The organism is Agromyces mediolanus (assembly GCF_044917495.1).
In the GTDB taxonomy this organism is placed as follows: domain Bacteria; phylum Actinomycetota; class Actinomycetes; order Actinomycetales; family Microbacteriaceae; genus Agromyces; species Agromyces mediolanus_B.
Window position 1 is genome coordinate 25,490 of sequence record NZ_JAVSSI010000001.1, and the last position, 22,648, is coordinate 48,137.

18 protein-coding genes and 1 riboswitch are annotated in these 22,648 nt (G+C 71.5%); of the genes, 10 read left to right on the forward strand and 8 right to left on the reverse strand.

Annotated elements, in window-relative coordinates:
* Positions 1-7: 7 nt before the first annotated feature.
* The 7 genes from ROT00_RS00155 to ROT00_RS00185 form a co-directional block, all read right to left on the reverse strand.
* Complete coding sequence (locus ROT00_RS00155; RefSeq protein ID WP_404771406.1) at positions 8-1,594, reverse strand: MDR family MFS transporter; 1,587 nt, start codon at positions 1,592-1,594, stop codon at positions 8-10.
* A 144-nt stretch (positions 1,595-1,738) separates the two neighbouring features.
* Positions 1,739-1,876, reverse strand: a complete 138-nt coding sequence (locus tag ROT00_RS00160; protein ID WP_404771408.1) for a hypothetical protein — start codon at positions 1,874-1,876, stop codon at positions 1,739-1,741.
* A gap of 39 nt (positions 1,877-1,915) precedes the next feature.
* Entirely contained in the window at positions 1,916-3,067 is a 1,152-nt protein-coding gene (locus tag ROT00_RS00165) for a cysteine desulfurase family protein (RefSeq protein WP_404771410.1), read from the reverse strand.
* Positions 3,064-3,936 carry a carboxylating nicotinate-nucleotide diphosphorylase gene (nadC, locus tag ROT00_RS00170; protein ID WP_404771412.1) on the reverse strand — a complete coding sequence of 291 codons (873 nt, stop codon included), beginning with the start codon at positions 3,934-3,936 and terminating at the stop codon, positions 3,064-3,066. The genes ROT00_RS00165 and nadC overlap by 4 nt, the downstream gene beginning before the upstream one ends.
* Positions 3,933-5,531, reverse strand: a complete 1,599-nt coding sequence (gene nadB / locus ROT00_RS00175; RefSeq protein WP_404771413.1) for an L-aspartate oxidase — start codon at positions 5,529-5,531, stop codon at positions 3,933-3,935. Before nadB ends, nadC begins: the two co-directional genes overlap by 4 nt.
* Positions 5,532-5,533: 2 nt before the next feature.
* Positions 5,534-6,928 carry a quinolinate synthase NadA gene (gene nadA, locus ROT00_RS00180; RefSeq protein WP_404771414.1) on the reverse strand — a complete coding sequence of 465 codons (1,395 nt, stop codon included), beginning with the start codon at positions 6,926-6,928 and terminating at the stop codon, positions 5,534-5,536.
* Positions 6,925-7,635 (reverse strand): NUDIX hydrolase, encoded by a 711-nt coding sequence (locus ROT00_RS00185; RefSeq protein WP_404771416.1) that lies wholly within the window; start codon positions 7,633-7,635, stop codon positions 6,925-6,927. Before ROT00_RS00185 ends, nadA begins: the two co-directional genes overlap by 4 nt.
* Positions 7,636-7,879: 244 nt before the next feature.
* A riboswitch (glycine riboswitch) is annotated at positions 7,880-7,976 on the forward strand.
* Between the two features lie 132 nt (positions 7,977-8,108).
* Here ROT00_RS00185 and gcvT point away from each other — a divergent pair.
* The 4 genes from gcvT to ROT00_RS00205 all read left to right on the forward strand — a co-directional run bounded on the left by gcvT (position 8,109) and on the right by ROT00_RS00205 (position 13,189).
* Positions 8,109-9,275 (forward strand): glycine cleavage system aminomethyltransferase GcvT, encoded by a 1,167-nt coding sequence (gcvT, locus tag ROT00_RS00190; RefSeq protein ID WP_404771418.1) that lies wholly within the window; start codon positions 8,109-8,111, stop codon positions 9,273-9,275.
* Positions 9,276-9,328: 53 nt separating this feature from the next.
* Positions 9,329-9,700 (forward strand): glycine cleavage system protein GcvH, encoded by a 372-nt coding sequence (gcvH, locus tag ROT00_RS00195; RefSeq protein ID WP_404771420.1) that lies wholly within the window; start codon positions 9,329-9,331, stop codon positions 9,698-9,700.
* A 15-nt stretch (positions 9,701-9,715) separates the two neighbouring features.
* Positions 9,716-12,607 carry an aminomethyl-transferring glycine dehydrogenase gene (gene gcvP, locus ROT00_RS00200; RefSeq protein ID WP_404771422.1) on the forward strand — a complete coding sequence of 964 codons (2,892 nt, stop codon included), beginning with the start codon at positions 9,716-9,718 and terminating at the stop codon, positions 12,605-12,607.
* Between the two features lie 168 nt (positions 12,608-12,775).
* Entirely contained in the window at positions 12,776-13,189 is a 414-nt protein-coding gene (locus ROT00_RS00205; protein WP_404771423.1) for a hypothetical protein, read from the forward strand.
* Here the strand turns inward: ROT00_RS00205 and ROT00_RS00210 are convergent.
* Positions 13,128-13,892 carry a CPBP family intramembrane glutamic endopeptidase gene (locus ROT00_RS00210; RefSeq protein WP_404771425.1) on the reverse strand — a complete coding sequence of 255 codons (765 nt, stop codon included), beginning with the start codon at positions 13,890-13,892 and terminating at the stop codon, positions 13,128-13,130. The genes ROT00_RS00205 and ROT00_RS00210 overlap by 62 nt on opposite strands.
* Before the next feature lie 207 nt (positions 13,893-14,099).
* Between ROT00_RS00210 and ROT00_RS00215 the strand changes: the two genes are divergently transcribed.
* The 6 genes from ROT00_RS00215 to ROT00_RS00240 all read left to right on the forward strand — a co-directional run bounded on the left by ROT00_RS00215 (position 14,100) and on the right by ROT00_RS00240 (position 22,638).
* Positions 14,100-15,725, forward strand: coding sequence for a peptide ABC transporter substrate-binding protein (locus ROT00_RS00215; protein ID WP_404771426.1), 1,626 nt, complete (start codon positions 14,100-14,102; stop codon positions 15,723-15,725).
* A gap of 182 nt (positions 15,726-15,907) precedes the next feature.
* Entirely contained in the window at positions 15,908-16,837 is a 930-nt protein-coding gene (locus tag ROT00_RS00220) for an ABC transporter permease (protein WP_404771428.1), read from the forward strand.
* Positions 16,827-17,780: an ABC transporter permease gene (locus ROT00_RS00225; RefSeq protein ID WP_404771430.1), complete on the forward strand. Its 954-nt coding sequence runs from the start codon at positions 16,827-16,829 to the stop codon at positions 17,778-17,780. The genes ROT00_RS00220 and ROT00_RS00225 overlap by 11 nt, the downstream gene beginning before the upstream one ends.
* Entirely contained in the window at positions 17,777-19,555 is a 1,779-nt protein-coding gene (locus ROT00_RS00230) for a dipeptide ABC transporter ATP-binding protein (RefSeq protein ID WP_404771431.1), read from the forward strand. The genes ROT00_RS00225 and ROT00_RS00230 overlap by 4 nt, the downstream gene beginning before the upstream one ends.
* A 155-nt stretch (positions 19,556-19,710) precedes the next feature.
* Positions 19,711-21,615 (forward strand): translational GTPase TypA, encoded by a 1,905-nt coding sequence (typA, locus tag ROT00_RS00235; RefSeq protein ID WP_404771433.1) that lies wholly within the window; start codon positions 19,711-19,713, stop codon positions 21,613-21,615.
* Between the two features lie 348 nt (positions 21,616-21,963).
* Positions 21,964-22,638: a M23 family metallopeptidase gene (locus ROT00_RS00240; protein ID WP_404771435.1), complete on the forward strand. Its 675-nt coding sequence runs from the start codon at positions 21,964-21,966 to the stop codon at positions 22,636-22,638.
* The last annotated feature ends 10 nt before the right edge of the window (positions 22,639-22,648 follow it).

The following is a 22,648-nucleotide window of genomic DNA, read 5'->3' on the forward strand; positions in this document are numbered from 1 at the left end:
CGCGGGCTCAGTGCCCCATGGGTGCGCCCTCGCCCATGTCGGCCGGCTTGCGGACGAAGAAGGTGCCCACGATCGCGGCGACCGAGATGATCGCGCCGACGAGGAACGCGGCCCGGATGCCGGAGGCCTCCGCAGTCTCGAGCGCCGCCCCCGTCGCGGACACGGACGCGGACTGCGCGGTCATCACGGTGATGAAGAGCGCGGTGCCCGCCGCGCCGGCCACCTGCTGCACGGTGCCGACGATCGCGGAGCCGTGCGAGTAGAAGCGCGGCTCGATCGAGCCGAGCGCCGAGGTGAACAGCGGGGTGAACATGAACGCCAGCGCGGCGGAGAGCACCACGTGCGCGACGAGCATCATCCACCATGGCGTCTGCTCGCCCACCATGGTGAGCGACCAGAGCACGCCGCTCACGACGATGCTGCCCGGAACGAGGAGCGGCGTCGGGCCGACCCGGTCGTAGAGCCGGCCCACGGTCGGCCCGAGGAGGCCCATCACGAGCCCGCCGGGCAGGAGCAGCAGCCCCGTCGCGAGCGGCTCGAGGTGCAGCACGTTCTGCAGATAGATCGGCAGCAGGATGATCGTGCCGAACAGCGCCGCCATCATCACGACCATGAGGGCGATCGAGACGGCGAAGTTGCGCGAACGGAACGTGCGCAGATCGAGCAGGGCCCGGTCGCGGCGCTGCAGCGCCAGCTGGCGCCAGATGAACGCCGCGAGCGCGACGGCGCCGACCCCGAGTGCGATCCAGAGCGGCACGGTGTCGCCGGGCGTCTTGCCGGTGACGACGCCGCCCAGGATGCTCAGGCCGTACACGATGCCGCCGAAGCCGAAGGCGGACAGCACGACCGAGAAGAGGTCGATCGGGAGCACGCGGGTCTCGCTGACGTTCTCGACCTTGCGCATGCCGACGACGAGCATGACGAGCGCGATCGGCAGCACGAACCAGAACATGAACCGCCAGGAGAGGTAGTTCAGCACGAGCCCGGAGATGGTCGGTCCGATCGCCGGGGCGACGGACATCACGATGGAGACACGGCCCATGAAGCGCCCGCGGTCGCTCGGCGCCACGACCGTCATGAGGGTCGTCATGAGCAGCGGCATCATGATCGCCGTGCCGGTGGCCTGCACGATGCGGCCGCCGAGGAGCACCTCGAAGCCCGGGGCGGTCGCCGCGATGAGCGTGCCGGCCGAGAACAGCGACATGGCCGTGATGAACATCGGCCTGGTCGGGAAGCGCTGCAGCAGGAAGCCGGTGATCGGGATCACGACGGCCATGGTGAGCATGAACGCGGTCGTCAGCCACTGGGCGGCGGAGAGCGAGATGTGCAGATCGTCGACGAGGTGCGGGATGGCGACGCCCATGATCGTCTCGTTGAGGAAGACGACGAAGGTGGCGCCGAGCAGCAGCCAGATGACCTTGGTGTCGCGGGCGCCGTGGGCGGGCTGGCCGGCCCGGATCGCCGCGTCCTCCGCGGCGGCGGCGGGGGAGTCGGCGAGGGCCGCGTCGGCGGCGGCGGTCGATGCGGAGTCCGCGCGGCCGGCGGACGGCGCGGGATGAACGGAGTCGAGGTCGGAAACGGCGCGTTCGGTCAAGGAGGTTCCCATCAGGAGGGCGGCGCGGAAGAGCGCCTGAGAGTTGGTGCGTCGGTGCAGAGTGCAACCCGCCCTGGATCAGGCGCTATTCCCAGATCCGGAGATCGATAGGAACGAATACGAAACGCGGGGAATCGCGGCGGATTACGGAGCGGGCGCGGGCCCGTCGGTCGGGGTCGGCTCGGGGAGCCAGCCCTTCAGCAGCTGCTCTTCGGGAGCGAGCTCGTCTTCGATGCGGCGCTCGCGCTCGGCATCGGAGGGGGTGGGAGTTGCATCGCTCATGGTTCCAAGATAGCGCGGGCCACCGACATCCGCATGGGCTCAGCGTTCGCCGGCGTCGATCCCGCGCACCGCGCCGACCGCCCTCGCGGCCGCCGCGACCGTCGCGTCGATCTCCTCGCCGGTCGTGGCCGGGCCCAGCGTGAACCGCACCGCCGTCCCGGCGAGCTCGGCCGGGACGCCCATCGCGGTGAGGACGTGGGAGGGCTCCGTGCGACCGACCGCGCACGCCGAGCCGCTCGAGGAGATGACGCCGTCGCGCTCCAACTCGAGCAGCACGGCCTCGCCGCTCGCACCGGGGAAGAGGAAGGAGGCGGTCGAGGCGAGCCGCCGCGTCGGATGCCCCGTCAGTCGTGCGTCGGGGACCTCGGCGAGCACGCGGGCGACGAGCGCGCGCCCGAGCTCCTCCGCGCGTGCCGCGACCTCCTCGCGCTCGCGCTCGGCGAGATCGAGCGCCGTCGCGAAGGCGACCGCGCCCGCGACGTTCTCGGTGCCCGAGCGCCGGCCGCGTTCCTGCCCGCCGCCGTGGAGCACCGGCTCGAGCGGCACGCGACCGCGCACGACGAGGGCGCCGGTGCCCTTGGGGGCGCCGACCTTGTGCCCGGCGAGGCTCAGCGCGTCGACCCCCAGGGCGTCGAGGTCGAGCGGCAATCGGCCGGCGGCCTGCACGGCGTCGCTGTGCACGACGGCGCCGCTCGCGCGGGCGAGGGCGGCGAGCTCGGCGATCGGCTGCACCGTGCCGACCTCGTTGTTCGCGAGCTGGATCGAGACGAGCGTCGTGTCGGGTCGGAGGAGCGCGGCGAGCTCCCCGGGCTGCACGAGGCCCGAGGCATCCACCGGCACCACGTCGAGGGCGAAGCCGTGCACGCGCTCCAGGAACCGGGCGGACTCGAGCACGGCCTCGTGCTCGATCGCCGACACCACGAGGTGCCGGCCGCGCGGCGCCGCGAGCGCCGGGCCCTTCAGCGCGAGGTTGTCCGCCTCCGTGCCGCCGCTCGTGAAGACGACCTCGCCGGCGCGCGCGCCCGTCACCGCGGCGACCCGTTCGCGCGACCACTCGAGCGCCGCCGCGGCCTGCTCGCCGAGTCCGTGGCTGCTCGACGGGTTGCCGAACGCGCCCGTGAGGTACGGCCACATGGCCTCGAGCGCCTCGCGGCGCACGGGACCGGTCGCGGCGTGGTCGAGGAAGATCACGGGGCGGCGGCCCCCGCCGGGTGCACGTCGAGGTCGAGCCCGAGGTCGAGGGAGCGGACCGAGTGCGTGAGCGCGCCGACCGAGATCACGTCGACGCCCGTTGCGGCGATCGCCGCGACGGTGTCGAGGTTCACGCCGCCCGACGCCTCGACGATCGCCCGTCCGGCGATGCGCTCGACGCCCGCGGCGAGGTCGGCGAGGGAGAAGTTGTCGAGCATGATCGTGTCGGCGCCGCCCGCGAGCACCGCGTCGATCTGATCGAGCCGATCGACCTCCACCTCGAGGTGGACGGTGTGGCCGAGCCGATCGCGCGCCTGCCGGAGCGCGGTGGCGAGGTCGAGCCCGCCGGCGGTCAGCACGGCGAGGTGGTTGTCCTTCGCCATCACCGCGTCGGAGAGCGAGCGCCGGTGGTTGCGCCCGCCGCCGTCGCGCACGGCCCGCCGCTCGAGGCTGCGGAGTCCCGGGGTCGTCTTCCTGGTGTCGACGATGCGGGCGTGGCTGCCCGCGACGGCGGCGACGTACTCGGCGGTGAGCGTCGCGATGCCGCTCATCCGCTGCACGAGGTTCAGACCGACCCGCTCGGCGGTGAGCACCCCGCGCGCAGGGCCGTCGACGGTGGCGAGCACCTGCCCCGCCGCGAAGCGCTCGCCGTCGCGGACGCGGAACTCGACGGCGATCGCGGGCTCGACGAGCCGGAACGCGGTGCGGAACGCGTCGGAGCCGCTCAGCACGCCGGGCTCCCGGGCGACGAGGGCGGCCGCGGCGGTGGCCTCCGCCGGGATCAGCGTCTCCGAGGTCAGGTCCCCCCAGGGGGCGTCCTCGTCGAGCGCCGCCGCGACGAGGCGGTCGAGTTCACGGTCGGTGGTCATGCGGCCTCCTCGAACGGGGCGGACGTGGTGGGTGCGGGGGACGGGGCGGCGCCGGGCGCGGTGGCTGCGGCATCCGGGTCGTCGGTGCGGAAGTGCGCGCCGACGCTCGTCGGCCGCGCCAGGGCGGCGGCGACGGTCGTGCGGGCGAGTTCGAGCAGGTTGCGGTCCTCGGCGCTCCGGCGATCGCGCACCTCGGGGGCGCACCAGCCGGCGAGCACGGATGCCGCGGCCGCGAGCCCCGCGGCGGAGCGCTCGAGCCCCACGGCCTCCCACATGAGCGCGCGGAGCGCCTCCCGATCCACCACCGCGTCCCCCGCTCCACTTGCCCGATTCTCATGGAAGTCGGGCAACTCGGAAATGGATGGGGCGGACGAGCTGGACGGCGCGGATGGGGCGGACGGGGCCGCGAGGAGCGCGCGGGCGGCCCGCTCGGCGAAGACGGCCGCCTCGAGCAGCGAGTTCGAGGCGAGCCGGTTCGCGCCGTGCACGCCCGTGCGGGCGCACTCGCCCACGGCGAAGAGGTTCGGCAGGCCGGTGCGGGCGTCGAGGTCGACCACGATCCCGCCCATCGCGTAGTGGGCGGCCGGGGTGACCGGGATCGGCTCGCGCGACCAGTCGAATCCGGCCTCGCGCACCACGAGGTCGAGCCCGGGGAAGCGGCGGGCGAGGAACTCCCCGCCGAGCGCGGTCGCGTCGAGCAGCACGGGCGCGCCGTCCTGCTCCGCCATCGTGCGCCACACGGCGCGGGCGACGACATCGCGCGGCGCGAGCTCCGCGAGCGGGTGCAGCCCCGGCAGGAAGCGCCGGCCCGAGGCATCCACGAGCACCGCGCCCTCGCCGCGCACGGCCTCGGAGATGAGCGGCGTGCCGGGGGCGGCGAGCGCCGTCGGATGGAACTGCACGAACTCGAGGTCGGCGACCGGAGCCCCGGCACGAGCGGCCGCGGCCACCCCGTCGCCCGTCGCGACGGCCGGGTTCGTCGTGTGCCGGAAGAGCTGCCCCGCGCCGCCCGTCGCGAGCACCACCCGGTCGGCGCGGCGCTCGACGATGCGGCCGTCGGCATCGAGGAGGCGGGCGCCTGCGACGACCCCGCCCTCGACGAGGAGATCGAGCAGCATCGTGCGCTCGTGCACGGCGACCGCGCGCCGCCGGATCGTGGCGACGAGCGCCGCCTCGATCGCCGCACCGGTGGCGTCGCCGCCCGCGTGCACGATGCGCGCCCGCGAGTGCGCCGCCTCGAGGCCGCGCTCGAGTCCCGAGTCGTCGCGGTCGAAGCCGACGCCGAAGCGGATGAGGTCGCGCACCCGCGCCGGCCCCTCCTCGCAGAGCACCTCCACGGCGGCGGGATCCGCGAGGCCCGCGCCCGCCGCGATCGTGTCGGCGAAGTGCCGGGCGGCGGAGTCGTCGGGGAAGAGCGCCGCCGCGATGCCGCCCTGCGCGTAGCGGGTGCTGCCCTCGGCGAGCTCGGTCTTCGTGACGAGTTCGACGGCGCAGCCCGCCTCGGCTGCGCGCACCGCGGTCCAGAGCCCCGCGATGCCGCCGCCGACGACGAGCACGCTCGGCGGGCTCGCCGCGGGCACGCTCGGCCCCGGCACGATCAGCCCCGGCTCGCGGCGGGAGCGGCGGACGAGGCCGCCGGCGTCGTGCCGGGGGCGCCGATCGGCGGCCCGCTCACGGGCGCCCCGCTCGGCAGGGCGCGGAGCATCCGCTCCAGCGCGACCCGCGCGTCGTCGGCGACCGAATCGGGCACCTGGATGCGGTTCACGACGCGCCCCTCGACGAGCTCCTCGAGCACCCACGCCAGGTAGCCGGGGTGGATGCGGTACATCGTCGAGCAGGGGCAGACCACCGGGTCGAGGCAGAAGATCGTGTGCTCGGGGTGCTCCGCCGCGAGGCGCTGCACGAGGTTGATCTCGGTGCCGATTGCGAAGGTGCTGCCGGCCGGTGCGGCCTGGATGGCCTTCACGATGAAGTCGGTCGAGCCCGCCGCGTCGGCCGCGTCGACGACGGGCATCGGGCACTCGGGGTGCACGATGACCTGCACGCCCGGGTGCTCGCGGCGCGCCTGCGCGATCTGCTCGACGGTGAAGCGGCGGTGCACCGAGCAGAAGCCGTGCCAGAGGATGACCCGCGCCGCGTCGAGCGACGCGGCGTCGTTGCCGCCGAGCGGCTGACGCGGGTTCCACATCGGCATCGCCTCGAGCGGCACGCCCATCGCCTTCGCGGTGTTGCGGCCGAGGTGCTGGTCGGGGAAGAAGAGCACCCGGCGGCCGCGCTCGAACGCCTGCTCGAGCACCGTGCGGGCGTTCGAGGAGGTGCAGACGATGCCGCCGTGCCGCCCGACGAAGCCCTTGAGCGCCGCCGACGAGTTCATGTAGGTCACCGGCACGACGGGCAGCAGTCCGTCGCGGTCGGGGGTGTCGAGGTCGCCGTAGACGGTGGCGAGCTGCTCCCAGCAGGCCTCGACGCTCGCCTCGTCGGCCATGTCGGCCATCGAACAGCCGGCCGCGAGGTTCGGCAGGATCACGGCCTGCTCCGGGCGGGAGAGGAGATCGGCCGTCTCGGCCATGAAGTGCACGCCGCAGAAGACGATGGCCTCGGCATCCGGCCGGGTGAGCGCCGCGTTCGCGAGCTGGAAGGAGTCGCCGACGAAGTCCGCGTGCTGCACCACCTCGTCGCGCTGGTAGAAGTGGCCGAGGACGACGACGCGCTCGCCGAGGGTCTGCTTCGCGCGGCGGATGCGCTCGTGCAGCTCGTCGTCGCTCGCGAGGCGGTACGCCTCGGGTAGGGCGCCCTGGCGGGGCGAGCCGGTGGGGATGACGTCGCCCATCGAGGCGCCGGGGCCGTAGGAGGCGGGGCCGGCGTCGAAGGTCCAGGGGCCGTCGGCGAGCTCGGGGGCGCAGCTCTCGCCGCCACTCGTGCCGCTCGCGATGAGGCGGATGCTGCGGTCGACGGATGCCGCGCGGCGGGTGTCGAGGGAGGTGGGGCTCATGAGGCGGTCCTCTCGGCGTCTCGGAACGGTTCCCGGGCGCCCGGCACGGTGCCGGCGGGGGCGTAGCGGTAGAGCTTCGGCGGGCGGTGCGGGGTGCCGGCGCGGTGCTCGCCGGTCTCCTGCAGTCCGCCGGTGGCCAGCATGGTGCGACGGAAGTTCGCCGGGTCGAGGGGGCGGCGGAGCACGGCCTCGTAGACCTCGCGGAGCTCGGCGAGCGTGAAGGTGCGGCCGAGCAGGGAGTGCGCGATCTCGGAGTACTCGACCTTGGTGCGGAGGCGCCAGAGCGCGTAGGCGATGATCTCGGCGTGGTCGAAGGCGAGCTCGGGGAGCGTGTCGGCGGGCACCCAGCGCACGTTCGGACCGATCGTCGCGCGCGCCGCCTCGTCGTTCGGGAGCAGCGCCCAGTAGACGACGGAGACGACGCGTTCGCCGGGGGAGCGGTCGACGCCGCCGAAGGTGTAGAGCTGCTCGAGGTAGCTCGGGGCGAGCCCGGTGGTGGCGCGGAGGGTGCGGGCGGCGGCGGTCTCGAGCTCCTCGTTCGGCGGGAGCCAGCCGCCAGGCAGGGCCCAGTGGCCGAGCTGCGGCTCGCGGGTGCGTCGCACGAGCGGCGTCCAGAGGGCTGGGCGGCCGCCGGCGCGGTCGGCGCGGAGGGCGAAGATCACGGTGGAGACGGCGAGGCGCACGGTGGTCTGCGGTGTCGCGGGCATCCGGTCTCCCTTCGCTCGACCGCGGGGCCTCCCCAGCGATCGCCCACTTCGAGTCACAGCGACTCGAAGGTCGATGACCGCAGCTTACAGTCAGGATGACTCGAAGGCGAATCGCGGCCCGGGCTCGCCGAGCGGACCGTGCCCGTCGCACCCGGCCGATCCGCCGCGCCGGAGGGCGGGGGACGCCCCGCGCCGCGGGGTGCCGGTGCGGTAGGATCGGGGGCACAACCGCATACCGGGCCATCGACGCGTCGCGGGAGAGCCACCGGCAGCACGCCGGGGGCACCGAAGGAGCAAGCCTCCCCGCCAATCTCTCAGGTACATGACACCGCGATGACGAGGCCGCTCTGAAAAGTGCCCGTTCGGGCCGCCCACGGTGAAAGCGCACATCCCGCGCGAAACTCTCAGGCTCATGACAGAGGGGGAGTTCTCACGCGGCATCCGCCGCGCGTCTCGACGATCGAGGAGAACTCGTGTCCGAAACCGGAACCACCCCCGAAGAGCGCCGCAGCCCGCTCGACGCCGTGCACCGCGCCGCGGGCGCCTCGTTCACCGACTTCGCCGGCTGGCAGATGCCGGTGCGCTACTCGAGCGACCTCGCCGAGCACCGCGCGGTGCGCGAGCACGCGGGCCTCTTCGACCTCTCGCACATGGCCGAGATCTCGCTCATCGGCCCCGGCTCGGCCGCGGCCCTCGACCACGCCCTCGCGGGCAAGCTGTCCGCGATCGCCGTCGGGCAGGCGAAGTACTCGCTGCTCCTCGCCGAGGACGGCGGCATCATCGACGACCTCGTCGTGTACCGCACCGGCGACGACCGCTTCCTCGTCGTCGCGAACGCGTCCAACCGCGAGGTCGTCGCCGCCGAGCTCCTCGCCCGCGCCGACGGGTTCGAGACCTTCGTGTCCGACGAGAGCGACGACATCGCCCTCGTCGCCCTGCAGGGGCCGGACGCGCTCGCCGTGCTGCTCGAGACGCCCGGCTTCGGCATCGAGGGCCCCGGCAACGACCAGGAGGACTTCGACCGGGCGATCACCGAGCTGAAGTACTACCGCTCCTTCCCGGCGACGTTCGAGGGCGAGCCGGTGCTCGTCGCCCGCACCGGGTACACGGGAGAGGACGGCTTCGAGCTGTACCTCGCGCCGGAGCGCGCCCCGAAGCTCTGGGAGGCGCTCGCCGAGACCGGCGGCCCGCGCGTCGTGCCCTGCGGGCTCGCGAGCCGCGACACGCTCCGCCTCGAGGCGGGCATGCCGCTCTACGGGCACGAGCTCGGCCGCGGCATCCTGCCCGTCCAAGCCGGCCTCGGCCGCGTCGTCGCGCTCGCCAAGGAGGACGACTTCATCGGCCGCGCCGCGATCGAGCGCGGGCCCGCCGAGGGCGCCCCGGTGCTCGTCGGCCTGACCGCCGAGGGCCGCCGCGCACCGCGCGCGGGATACGAGATCTACGACGGCGACGGCCCTGACGCCCGTCGGGTCGGCGAGATCACGAGCGGCGCGCTCTCGCCGACGCTCGGCCACCCCGTCGCGATGGGCTTCGTCGCCCCCGAGCTCGCCGAGCCCGGCAGCGCCCTCTTCGTCGACGTGCGCGGCACCCGCATCCCCGCCGCCGTCGTCGCCCTCCCCTTCTACAAGCGCGCCGCCTGAGCGACGCACCAGCGCCGATCCATCCGTCGACCCCACCACCGAGGAGCATCACCATGACCGACGTCACCGCACTGCAGTACACCGAAGAGCACGAGTGGGTGAAGGTCGAGGGCGACACCGCCGTCATCGGCATCACCGACTACGCCGCCGAGAAGCTCGGCGACGTCGTCTACGTCGACCTCCCCGCCGCGGGCACCGCGGTGAGCGCCGGCACCGTCGTCGGCGAGATCGAGTCGACCAAGTCGGTCGGCGAACTCTTCGCGCCCATCGACGGCGAGGTCGTCGAGGCGAACCAGGCCGTCATCGACTCGCCCGAGCTCGTGAACAGCGACCCGTTCGGCGAGGGCTGGCTCATCAAGGTGAAGGCGCCCGAGCTGCCGACCCTCATGACCCACGCCGAGTACCGCGCCTTCGTCGGCGAGTAAGGACCGCAACGCCCGATGAGCACCACCTCGACGTTCGACCTCGACGCCTTCGGGCGCCGCCACATCGGCACCACCGCGGACGACCAGCGGCGCATGCTCGACGAGCTCGGCTACGACTCGCTCGACGCGCTGATGTCCGCCGCCGTGCCGGCCTCGATCCGCATGGGCGAGGTGCTGAACTCCGCGATCCCCGCGGCCGCGACCGAGCGGGAGGCGCTCGCCGAGCTCGCCGCGCTCGCCGCGCAGAACACGGTGCGCACCTCGATGATCGGGCTCGGCTACTCGGGCACGATCACCCCGGCCGTGATCCAGCGCAACGTGCTCGAGAACCCGAGCTGGTACACGGCCTACACGCCCTACCAGCCGGAGATCAGCCAGGGCCGGCTCGAGGCGCTCATCAACTTCCAGACGATGGTCGAGGACCTCACCGGCCTCGACATCGCGAACGCGTCGATGCTCGACGAGGGCACCGCCGTCGTCGAGGCGATGCTCCTCGCCCGGCGCGCCTCCAAGTCGCCCTCGCACCGCTTCGTCGTCGACGCCGACGCGCTGCCGCAGACGAAGGCGCTGCTCGCCTCGCGCGCGCCGGTGCTCGGCATCGAACTCGTCGAGCAGGAGCTGAACGAGGCGACCGACCCCGCCGTGCTCGGCGAGCACTTCGGCGTCTTCGTGCAGTACCCGGGCGCATCCGGCCGGGTCTGGGACCCGTCGACCGTGCTCGCCGCGACGAAGGCCCAGGGCGGCCTCGCGGTCGTCGCCGCCGACCTCCTCGCCCTCGCGCTCCTCACGAGCCCGGGCGAGCTCGGCGCCGACGTCGCCGTCGGCACCTCGCAGCGCTTCGGCGTGCCGATGGGCTTCGGCGGCCCGCACGCCGGCTACATGGCGGTGCGCAAGGGGCTCGAGCGGCAGATGCCGGGCCGCCTCGTCGGGGTGTCGGTGGATGCCTCGGGCGCCCCCGCCTACCGGCTCAGCCTGCAGGCCCGCGAGCAGCACATCCGCCGCGAGAAGGCGACGTCGAACATCTGCACCGCCCAGGTGCTCCTCGCCGTGATGGCGTCCATGTACGCCGTCTACCACGGCCCCGCCGGCATCCGGCACATCGCCGTCTCGACCGCGCAGAAGGCGGCCGCGCTCGCCGAGGTGCTCACGGGCTACGGCCTCACCCTCGTGAGCGAGCACTACTTCGACGCCGTCGAGGTGCACGTGCCCGGCCTCGCGAAGAACGTCGTCGCCCGGGCCCGCGAGCTCGGCGTGCACCTCTGGGAGGTGGACGAGGCGACCGTGCACGTCGCGGTCGACGAGACGACGACCGAGGCGGAGCTCGCCCTCGCGGCCCGGGCGTTCGGGCTGCCGGAGGAGACCGCGGTCCCGGTCGACGCGCGCGCGGTCCCGGCGGGCCTGCCCGCCGGGCTCTCCCGAACGAGCGGTTACCTCACCCACCCGGTCTTCAACACGCACCAGTCCGAGACGCAGATGATGCGCTACCTGAAGACGCTCGCCGACCGCGACTACGCGCTCGACCGCGGCATGATCCCGCTCGGCTCCTGCACGATGAAGCTGAACGCGGCGACGGAGATGCAGGCGGTCACGTGGCCGGCGTTCGCGAACCTGCACCCGTTCGCACCGGAGGCGGACGTCGTCGGCAGCCTCGGCCTTATCGAGCAGCTCGAGAGCTGGCTCGCCGAGGTCACCGGCTACGACACGGTCTCGCTGCAGCCGAACGCGGGCAGCCAGGGCGAGCTCGCGGGCCTCCTCGCGATCCGCGGCTACCACGACGCCAACGGTGAGCGGGAGCGCGACATCTGCCTGATCCCGTCGAGCGCGCACGGCACGAACGCGGCGTCCGCGGTGCTCGCGGGCATGCGGGTCGTCGTGGTGGCGACCGACGAGCTCGGTAACGTCGACCTCGGCGATCTGCGCGCGAAGATCGCCGAGCACGCGGCGTCGCTCGCGGCGCTCATGATCACCTACCCCTCGACGCACGGCGTGTACGAGCACGAGGTGAAGGAGATCACGCAGGCCGTCCACGACGCCGGCGGCCAGGTCTACGTCGACGGGGCGAACCTCAACGCCCTGCTCGGCTACGCCCGCTTCGGCGACTTCGGCGGCGACGTCTCGCACCTGAACCTGCACAAGACGTTCTGCATCCCGCACGGCGGCGGCGGCCCGGGCGTCGGCCCGGTGGCGGCGAAGGCGCACCTCGCGCCCTACCTGCCCGGCCACCCGCTGGCGCAGCGCGCCGACCACGCGGGCGGCTTCGTGCACGGCGGCGGCCCGGTCTCGGCGGCGCCGTACGGCAGCCCGTCGATCCTGCCGATCTCGTGGGCCTACGTGCGGATGATGGGCGCCGAGGGCCTGCAGGACGCCACGGCGGCCGCGGTGCTCGCGGCGAACTACGTCGCCTCGCGCCTCCGCGAGCACTTCCCGGTGCTGTACACGGGCGAGCACGGGCTCGTCGCGCACGAGTGCATCCTCGACCTGCGCCCGCTCACGGCGGAGACGGGGGTGACGGTCGACGACGTCGCGAAGCGGCTGGTCGACTACGGCTTCCACGCGCCGACGATGTCGTTCCCGGTCGCGGGCACGCTCATGGTGGAGCCGACGGAGTCGGAGGACCTGGCCGAGCTCGAGCGCTTCATCGAGGCGATGGCGAGCATCAAGGCCGAGGCGGACGCGGTCGGCCGGGGCGAGTGGCCCGCCGAGGACAACCCGCTGCGCAACGCGCCGCACACGGCCGAGTCGGTCATCGCGGGGGAGTGGGAGCACCCGTACACCCGCGAGCAGGCCGTCTACCCGGTGCGCTCGCTCGTGCGCAGCAAGTACTGGGCGCCGGTGCGCCGCATCGACCAGGCGTTCGGCGACCGCAACCTGGTCTGCGCGTGCCCGCCCGTGGAGGCCTTCGCCTGACCCGGAGGAGCTGAACTGCAGGGCGGATGACCCGGGCGCGACGTGTCCGGGTCATCCGCCCTGCCCCGTTCCAGGGCCGCGGAGGCGCGCGGCGAGCGCCGTGATCCGAGCTGCCGAGCGGTCCCGCGCGGGTCTAAACTGAGGATCATTCACACGCGGAGGTGTCGGATGCTCCCACTGGACGCCCTGCTCGGGGCGGGCTTCATCCTCCTCGTCGTCGGCCTCGCCGTCGCGACGAGCGATCGCTTCGGCCTCGACACGAGGGCCGGTCTCCTCGAACGCCGCGATCCGGCCGCGGCGTCGGCCATGCGCCGTGCGCAGGCCGTGCACGAGCTCCGGGGCGGCGGCTACGGCGACGAGTGCGTCGGCGCCGTCTGCACGCCGAGCCGTCGCAGCTGGATCGACGGCGCCCGCATCCGCGGCGCCGACACCGACCCCCGGGTCGAGGTCGCGGAGGAGCAGCTGCCGCCGATGCCCGCCACGGTCGTCGCCCTCGCGACGGCGACCCACGTGCCGAGCGTCAGGCGCCCGGTGCCGCGAACAGCCCCGGCCACCACGCGAGCGCCAGCGGATAGCCGATGAACGCCGCCATGTCGAGCACCCAGTGCGCGACGACGAGCGGCATCGTGCGGCCCCAGCGCACGTAGCACCAGCCGAAGACGATGCCCATGGCGACGTTGCCCGCGAAGGGACCGAAGCCCTGGTAGAGGTGGTAGGTGCCACGGAGCAGCGCGCTCGAGACGATCGTCGCCCAGGGCCCCACGCCGAGCTCCCGCAGCCGGGTGAACAGGTAGCCCACGACGATGATCTCCTCGGTGAGGGCCGCCTTCAGCGCCGCGAGCACGAGGATCGGCACCGTCCACCAGTGCGTGTCGATCGGGGCCGGGACGACCGCCACGGTGATCCCCATCGCGCGGCCCGCCGCGTAGAGCGCGAGACCGGGGATGCCGATCGCGGCGACGAGCGCGAGCCCGGATGCCACGTCGCGCCCCGGTCGCGTGAAATCGAAGCCGATGCGACGGAAGGGACTCCGCCCCGGCCGCCACAGCAGGTAGAGGGCGAGCGCCACGACGAACAGCCCGAAGAAGACGTCGAGGAACTGGTATGTGAAGTCGAGCCACTCGCGGCTCGACCGCGACTGGTTGATCGACGCCGATTGCTCGGCGAGCGGGGTCGGGTCGGTCACCCGCGCCACGATCGACACGATCGAGTAGACGGCGGATGCGCCGAGCGAGAGGCCGAGCACGATCACGAGCTCGACTCGCATACGACGGGCGGCTGACATGCGATCATCTTCGCACGGCGTCACCTGACGCAAGATTCCTGCGCTTTCGCGTCGGAATGCGGCGCGTCGTGAGTCGTCAGGTTTCGCGTCGGTAACGGTTTGCTCGTGGAGTTTGCGTCGTGTGGGAGGACTCCTTAGCCTCGACATACCAGCGCTCGGGCGCGGCCAGAAGCCCTGCCTGCATGCGCACATCTCACAGGAGGAACATTGAAGATCAAGAGAATCGGCGTTGCCGCCATTGCTCTTGCTGCGGCCGGGGCGCTCACGCTCACCGGTTGCACGAGCGGTTCGCCGTCGTCGAGCGGTGCTGCCGGCGACACGTCGGCCATCATCACGACGAATGGCTCCGAGCCCCAGAACCCGCTGATCCCGACGAACACCAACGAGACGGGCGGCGGCAAGATCCTCGACTCGATCTTCGCCGGTCTCGTCTACTACGACGCCAAGGGCGCCCCGCACAACGAGGTCGCGGAGTCGATCGAGACGGACGACGCGCAGACCTACACGATCAAGATCAAGCCGGACCAGAAGTTCTCGAACGGCGACCCGGTCAACGCCGAGTCGTTCGTGAAGGCGTGGAACTACGGTGCCGCGCTCGACAACGCGCAGCTCTCGAGCTACTTCTTCGAGTCGATCGAGGGCTTCTCGTACGACGAGAACGTCGCCGAGCTCCCCGGCCTGACGGTCGTCGACGACCTGACCTTCGAGGTCAAGCTCAAGCAGCCCGAGTCGGACTTCCCGCTCCGCCTCGGCTACTCGGCGTTCTTCCCGCTCCCCGAGGCGGCCTGGGCCGACCTCGAGGCCTTCGGTGAGAACCCGATCGGCAACGGCCCGTACATGCTCGACGGCGAAGGCGCCTGGAAGCACAACGAGCAGATCAGCCTGGTGACGAACCCCGACTACGACGGTCCGCGCAAGGCGCAGAACGGCGGGCTCGACATCATCTTCTACGCCTCGCAGGATGCGTCGTACGCCGACCTCCAGTCGGGCAACGTGGACGTCGTGGACCAGATCCCCGAGGCCGCCCTCGGCACCTACCTCGACGAGTTCCCGGACCGCTCGGTCAACCAGGCCGCGGCGATCTTCCAGTCCTTCACCATCCCGGAGCGCCTCGCGCACTTCTCGGGTGACGAGGGCAAGCTCCGTCGCGCCGCCATCTCGAAGGCGATCAACCGCGAGGAGATCACCGACGTGATCTTCGAGGGCACCCGCACCCCGGCGCACGACTTCACCTCGCCGGTGATCGACGGCTACTCGGAGGACATCCCCGGTTCCGACGTCCTCGACTTCGACGCCGACGAGGCCAAGAAGCTCTGGGCCGAGGCCGACGCCATCTCCCCGTGGAGCGGCAGCTTCCAGATCGCGTACAACGCCGACGGCGGCCACCAGGGCTGGGTCGACGCTGTGGCGAACCAGCTGAAGAACAACCTCGGCATCGACGCGTCGGGCGCTCCGTACCCGACCTTCGCCGAGGTCCGCACCGCGGTCACCGACCGCACCATCCAGACCGCGTTCCGCACCGGTTGGCAGGCCGACTACCCGGCCCTGTTCAACTTCCTCGGGCCGCTGTACGGCACCGGTGCCGGTTCGAACGACGGCGACTACTCGAGCCCCGAGGTCGACTCGCTGCTCAAGGAGGGCCTCGCCGAGACCGACATCGACGCGGCGAACAAGAAGTTCCAGCAGGTCCAGGAAGTCCTGTTCAAGGACCTCCCCGCCGTCCCGCTCTGGTACGCGACCGTCAACGGCGCGTGGAGCGAGAACGTGGACAACGTGGAGTTCGGCTGGAACTCGGTTCCGCTGTACTACCAGATCACCAAGGCTGCGGAGTAGTTCCCAGCCTGCGACGACTCAGGGTTAGACTCTGAGGCGCCCGTGGGGCGGCAGTCACCAGACCGCCGCCCCACACCCACGTATCCTGCGGTGTCGCGAACGGCGTAGCATCGTAGGGCGACTCCACAACGGTGAGGTTTCTTCCAATAATGTCCACAACCGCAGAAGCCGAGGCCTGATCCATGGCCGGCTACATCCTGCGCCGACTGCTGCAGGCGATCCCTGTCTTGCTCGGCACCACCTTCCTGATCTACTTCATGGTCTTCGCCATGCCGGGCGACCCCGTCGTCGCCCTCTTCGGTGACAAGACCCCCGCCCCCCAGGTCCTCGAGGCGGTGCGCGAGCGCTACAACCTCGACAAGCCGTTCATCGTCCAGTACCTGCTGTTCCTCGGCGGGATCTTCCGCGGCGACTTCGGCATCTCCTTCTCGGGCGAGCCCGTCTCCGACATCCTGGCCCGCACCTTCCCGGTGACCCTGCAGCTCGCGGCGATCTCCACGGTGTTCCTCGCCGTCGGCGGCATCCTCGTCGGCCTCATCTCGGGACTGCGCAAGGGCGGCATCTTCGACGCGAGCGCGCTCGTGGTGAGCCTCATCCTCATCTCGCTGCCGATCTTCGTCGTCGCCTTCACCGCGCAGTACATCTTCGGCGTGCAGCTCGGCTGGTTCAGAACGACCGTGGGAGCCGGAGCGCCGATCCAAGACCTGATATTGCCGGCAATGGTGCTGGCGACGGGCAGTTTCGCGCAGATCGTCCGACTGACGAGGGCGTCGGTCATCGAGACGGACGGCCAGGACTTCGTTCGCACCGCCGCGAGCAAGGGCCTGTCCCGGCGACGCATCGTCCCCGTGCACATCCTGCGCAACTCGCTCATCCCGGTCGTGACCTACATCGCCGTGGACTTCGGCGTGCTCATGGTGGGCGCCACCGTGACCGAGGGCATCTTCAACGTGCCCGGCGTCGGTCGCACCCTCTACCAGGCGATCATCCGCGGGGAGGGACCGACCGTCGTCTCCTTCGTGACCGTCATGGTGCTGATCTACCTCATCGTGAACCTCCTGGTGGATCTGCTGTACGCCGTTCTCGACCCGAGGATCCGCTATGTCAAGTAACACCCGATCCACTCAGCAGCATTACGTCGCCCCGGTCGAGGAAACCCCGCTCGTCGCCATCGACGCCGTGAAGGCCGAGGGCAAGCCCTCGAACCTCTGGACCGACGCCTGGCGCGACGTGCGCCGCCGCCCGATGTTCTGGATCTCGGCCGCGATCATCCTGCTCGTCGTCGTGGTCGCCCTGTTCCCGGGCCTGTTCACGCAGGTGCCGCCGAACAACGACTGCCAGCTCTCGAACAGCAACGCCGGCCCCGCGCCGGGCCACCCGCTCGGCTTCACGAAGCAGGGCTGCGACATCTACTCGCGCATCATCCACGGCACGTCGACCTCGCTGTCGGTCGGGCTCATCGTGACGGTGCTCGTGGCGGTGCTCGGCATCCTGTTCGGCGCCTTCGCCGGCTTCTACGGCGGCTGGGTCGACTCGGTGCTCTCGCGCCTCGGCGACATCTTCTTCTCGATCCCCTACATCCTGGCGGCCGTCGTCGTGATGTCGGTGCTCTCGAAGTACGCGAGCATCTGGACGATCGCACTCGCGATCGGCATCTTCGCGTGGCCAGCGACCGCGCGTGTGCTGAGAGCCGAGATCCTGAGGGTGAAGAACTCCGACTTCGTGATGGCGGCCACCGCCCTCGGCGTCTCCCGCTTCCGCATCCTCGTCCGGCACGTGCTGCCGAACTCGATCGCTCCCGTCATCGTCATCACGACCATCTCGCTCGCCTCGGCGATCGTCGCGGAGGCGACCCTGTCGTTCCTCGGCGTCGGCCTGCCGTCGAGCATCATGTCGTGGGGCAACGACATCAGCCAGGCGCAGCGCGACCTCCGTGTCGCGCCGCAGACGCTGATCCTCCCGTCGATCGCGCTGAGCGTGACCGTGCTGAGCTTCATCATGCTCGGCGAGGTCATCCGCGACGCGCTCGACCCGAAGGCGAGGGCCCGCCGATGACCGAGATCGACACCGAGAAGACGATCGGAACTCCCGTGCCCGAATCCCGCACCGACGCCGAGCGTCCGCTCCTCGAGATCAAGGACCTCGAGGTCGGCTTCAAGACGCAGACCGGCATGGTGAAGGCCGTCGACGGCGTGAACATCACCCTCTACCGCGGGCAGAGCCTCGCGATCGTGGGGGAGTCCGGCTCCGGCAAGTCGACGACCGCGCACGCGATCATCAACCTGCTCCCGGGCTCCGGCCAGATCACGGGCGGGCAGATCCTCCTCGACGGCCAGGACCTGAGCAAGGCCACGAAGCACGAGATGGAGTCCATCCGCGGTCGCAAGATCGGCTTCGTCCCGCAGGACCCGATGTCGAACCTGAACCCGGTCTGGTCGATCGGCTTCCAGGTCGAGGAGGCGATCCGCGCGAACGGCATCGCGAGCGACCGCAAGGCTGTGAAGGCGCGGGCGATCGAGGTGCTGAAGGAGGCCGGCCTCCAGGATGCCGACCGCCGCCTGAAGCAGTTCCCGCACCAGTTCTCCGGCGGCATGCGCCAGCGCGTGCTCATCGGCATGGGCCTCGCGGCGAACCCGCAGCTGCTCATCGCCGACGAGCCCACCTCGGCGCTCGACGTCACGGTGCAGCGGGTCATCCTCGACCACCTCGAGTCGCTCACCCGCGAGCTCGGCACCACGCTGCTGTTCATCACGCACGACCTCGGCCTCGCCGCCGAGCGCGCGGAGCAGCTCGTCGTGATGTACAAGGGCCGCGTGGTCGAGTCGGGCCCGTCGCTCGAGATCCTGCAGAACCCGCAGCACCCGTACACGCAGCGCCTCGTCGCCGCCGCGCCGAGCCTCGCCTCGCGTCGCATCCAGGCCACCGGCAGCATCAAGGCCGCCGAGGACTCGATGGGCGAGGACGCGGCGTCCGCCGCGGGGGAGGCGATCGACCTGATCGCCACCGCCGAGGCCCGGGCCGAGTCGCTCGAGGCCGCCGCGGCGCTGCCGCCGGCGATCGTCGTGGAAGACCTGACGAAGGTCTACAAGATCCGCGGCACCGGCGACTTCACCGCCGTCGACAGCGTCTCGTTCCAGATCGCGAAGGGCACCACGACGGCGCTCGTCGGCGAGTCGGGATCGGGCAAGTCGACCGTCGCGAAGATGCTGCTGAAGCTCGAGGACGCGACCGCCGGCCGCATCCTCGTCGGCGGCGCCGATCTCGCGAACGTGCGCGGCAAGGAGCTGTTCGCGCTCCGCAGCCGGATGCAGCCGGTCTTCCAGGACCCGTACGGTTCGCTGAACCCGCTGCGGAACATCGGCAACACGATCGGCGAGCCGCTCATGACGCACAAGGTGGGCACCGCCGCGTCCCGCCGTGAGCGCGTGTTCGAGCTGCTCGACCAGGTGTCGCTGCCCCGCACGCTCGTCGGGCGCTACCCGAACGAGCTGTCGGGCGGTCAGCGGCAGCGCATCGCGATCGCGCGCGCGCTCGCCCTGAAGCCGGAGATCGTCGTGCTCGACGAGGCCGTCTCGGCCCTCGACGTGCTGGTGCAGGCGCAGATCCTGCGTCTGCTCGCCGACCTCCAGGCCGAGCTCGGGCTGACCTACCTCTTCATCACGCACGACCTCGCGGTCGTGCGGGTCATCGCCGACAACGTCTGCGTCATGCAGAAGGGACGCATCGTCGAGGCGGCGACCACGGACGAGGTGTTCGAGAACCCGAAGGAGCAGTACACGAAGGACCTGCTCGCCGCGATCCCCGGGGCGAACATCCCGCTCGCGGTCTGATCCGACCGACCGGAGGCCCGGCCCGCAGCAGCGGACCGGGCCTCCGGCGTCTCCGCGACGAGCCTGGGAACCGCGTGCCGAGACGTTCGCCGGGGTGCGATACGATGTCAGGCGGCCGAGTCCGGCCGATCATCCACCGACAGGAGCTTTCCTTCATGGCGCTCGCCCACCGCACCGATCTGCGCAACGTCGCGATCGTCGCCCACGTCGACCACGGCAAGACGACGCTCGTCGACGCCATGCTCAAGCAGACGAACTCCTTCGCGGAGCACGCGCACGTCGACGACCGCGCCATGGACTCGAACGAGCTCGAGCGTGAGAAGGGCATCACGATCCTCGCCAAGAACACGGCGGTGGAGTACAAGGGCGTGCACGCGACCGACGGTCCGGTCACGATCAACGTGATCGACACCCCTGGCCACGCCGACTTCGGCGGCGAGGTCGAGCGCGGCCTGTCGATGGTCGACGGCGTCGTGCTGCTCGTCGACTCGTCCGAGGGGCCGCTGCCGCAGACCCGCTTCGTGCTCCGCAAGGCGCTCGAGGCCCGCCTGCCGGTCATCCTCCTCGTGAACAAGACCGACCGTCCCGACGCGCGCATCGCCGAGGTCGAGGAGGAGAGCCACGACCTGCTGCTCGGCCTCGCGAGCGACCTCTCCGACGACGTGCCCGATCTCGACGTCGACGCGCTGCTCGACGTGCCGGTCGTCTACGCCTCCGGCAAGGCCGGCCGCGCATCGCGGAACCGTCCCGCGAACGGTGAGCTGCCCGACAACGGCGACCTCGAGCCGCTGTTCGAGGCGATCCTCGAGCACGTCCCGGCCCCGAGCTACGACGACGAGGCCCCGCTGCAGGCCTGGGTCACGAACCTCGACTCCTCGCCGTTCCTCGGCCGCCTCGCCCTGCTGCGCGTCTTCAACGGCCGCATCAAGAAGGGCCAGACCGTCGCCTGGGTGCGCCACGACGGCAGCCACTCGAACGTGCGCATCACCGAGCTCCTGAAGACGAAGGCGCTCGAGCGCTTCCCCGCCGAGGACGCGGGCCCAGGCGACATCATCGCCGTCGCCGGCATCGAGGAGATCACCATCGGCGAGACCCTCGCCGACCCGGAGGACGTGCGGCCGCTCCCGGCGATCCACGTCGACGACCCCGCGATCTCGATGACGATCGGCACGAACACCTCGCCGATCGTCGGCAAGGTCAAGGGTCACAAGCTCACCGCCCGCATGGTGAAGGACCGGCTCGACCGCGAGCTCGTCGGCAACGTCTCGCTGAAGGTCGTCGACATCGGCCGCCCCGACGCCTGGGAGGTGCAGGGCCGCGGCGAGCTCGCCCTCGCCATCCTCGTCGAGCAGATGCGGCGCGAGGGCTTCGAGCTCACCGTCGGCAAGCCGCAGGTGGTCACGAAGCAGGTCGACGGCAAGGTGCACGAGCCCTTCGAGCACCTCACGATCGACGCGCCCGAGGAGTACCTCGGCGCGATCACGCAGCTCCTCGCCGCCCGCAAGGGCCGCATGGACAACATGTCGAACCACGGCACGGGCTGGGTCCGCATGGAATTCATCGTGCCGAGCCGCGGCCTCATCGGCTTCCGCACCGAGTTCCTCACGATCACCCGCGGCACGGGCATCGCGAACGCGATCTCGCACGGCTACGAGCCGTGGGCGGGCACGATCACGACGCGCAACAACGGCTCGATCGTCGCCGACCGCGCGGGCGTCGTGACCCCCTTCGCGATCATCGCGCTGCAGGAGCGGATGTCGTTCTTCGTGAACCCGACCGAAGAGGTCTACGAGGGCATGGTCATCGGCGAGAACTCGCGCGCCGACGACATGGACGTGAACATCACGAAGGAGAAGAAGCTCACGAACATGCGTTCGTCGACGGCCGACACCTTCGAGTCGATGACGCCGTCGCGCCAGCTGACCCTCGAGGAGTGCCTCGAGTTTGCGCGCGAGGACGAGTGCGTCGAGGTCACGCCGGAGAAGGTGCGCATCCGCAAGGTGGAGCTCGATGCGACCGCCCGCGCCCGTGCCACCTCGCGGCTGAAGAAGCAGGGCTGATCTGGGATTCCACTGAGGCGTGGCGGATGCCGCGGGCTTCGGCCCGCGGCATCCGTCGTTTCCGGGTGCTGCGGGCGGGTCGACGCGGCGCCGCCGATCGCGGCCGGGGGAGCGGGATGCCTGCCTGGGAGTCGGCGCAGGGATTCATGCATTCGGATGAAGCTCCCAGGGAGATCCGCGTACGGTAGCCGAGGTCCTTCGATAAAGATTCGATAACGAACGCACGAACCCGATACGAAACGCATGACGACTCCCCCTGCATCTCGCGGCCGCCGCGCGGCCGCACGCCTGGCCCGACGCCGCCGCACCAGCCCCCCGCCCGCAAAGCGCCTCCTCGCGACGCTCGGCATGACGTTCGCCGGCGGCATGATGCTCGCCACGAGCCTGCCGGCGCTCGCCGTGACGGCCACCTCGACCGAGCCGACGGCCTCCGTCTACGCCCCGGTCGCCGACGTGCTCGCGCCGAAGCCGCAGGAGCTCGAACTCGGCGGCGACGTCGTGGCCGCCGAGGTTGCGGTCGACGAGTTCACCGCGGTCGCGGCTCCGCCGCCGATCGCCTCCTCCGTCGCCGGGCTCGGCACGGTCGAGATCCAGCGCACCGACGCGATCGTGTGGCCGGTGACGAACCCCGGCCGGATCAGCGACGGCTTCGGCCCGCGTTCCGCCCCCTGCGACGGGTGCTCGACGTTCCACAAGGGCGTCGACTTCATCCCCGGCGAGGGGACCCCGGTGATGTCCATCGCCGACGGCGTCGTCATCACCGCCACCGAGAACGGCGGCGGCCTCGGCGTGAACGTCGAGGTGCAGCACAACATCGACGGCGAGCTGCTGACGAGCTCCTACTCGCACATGCAGTTCGGTTCGCTCCAGGTCTCCGTCGGCGACCGGGTGACCGCCGGGCAGCAGCTCGGCAACATCGGCTCGACCGGGCAGTCGACCGGCCCGCACCTGCACCTCGAGATGTACGGCTCCGACGGTGCGCGCTTCGACGGCATGGCCTGGCTGAGCGCACGCCTCGGCTGAGCGCACCTCC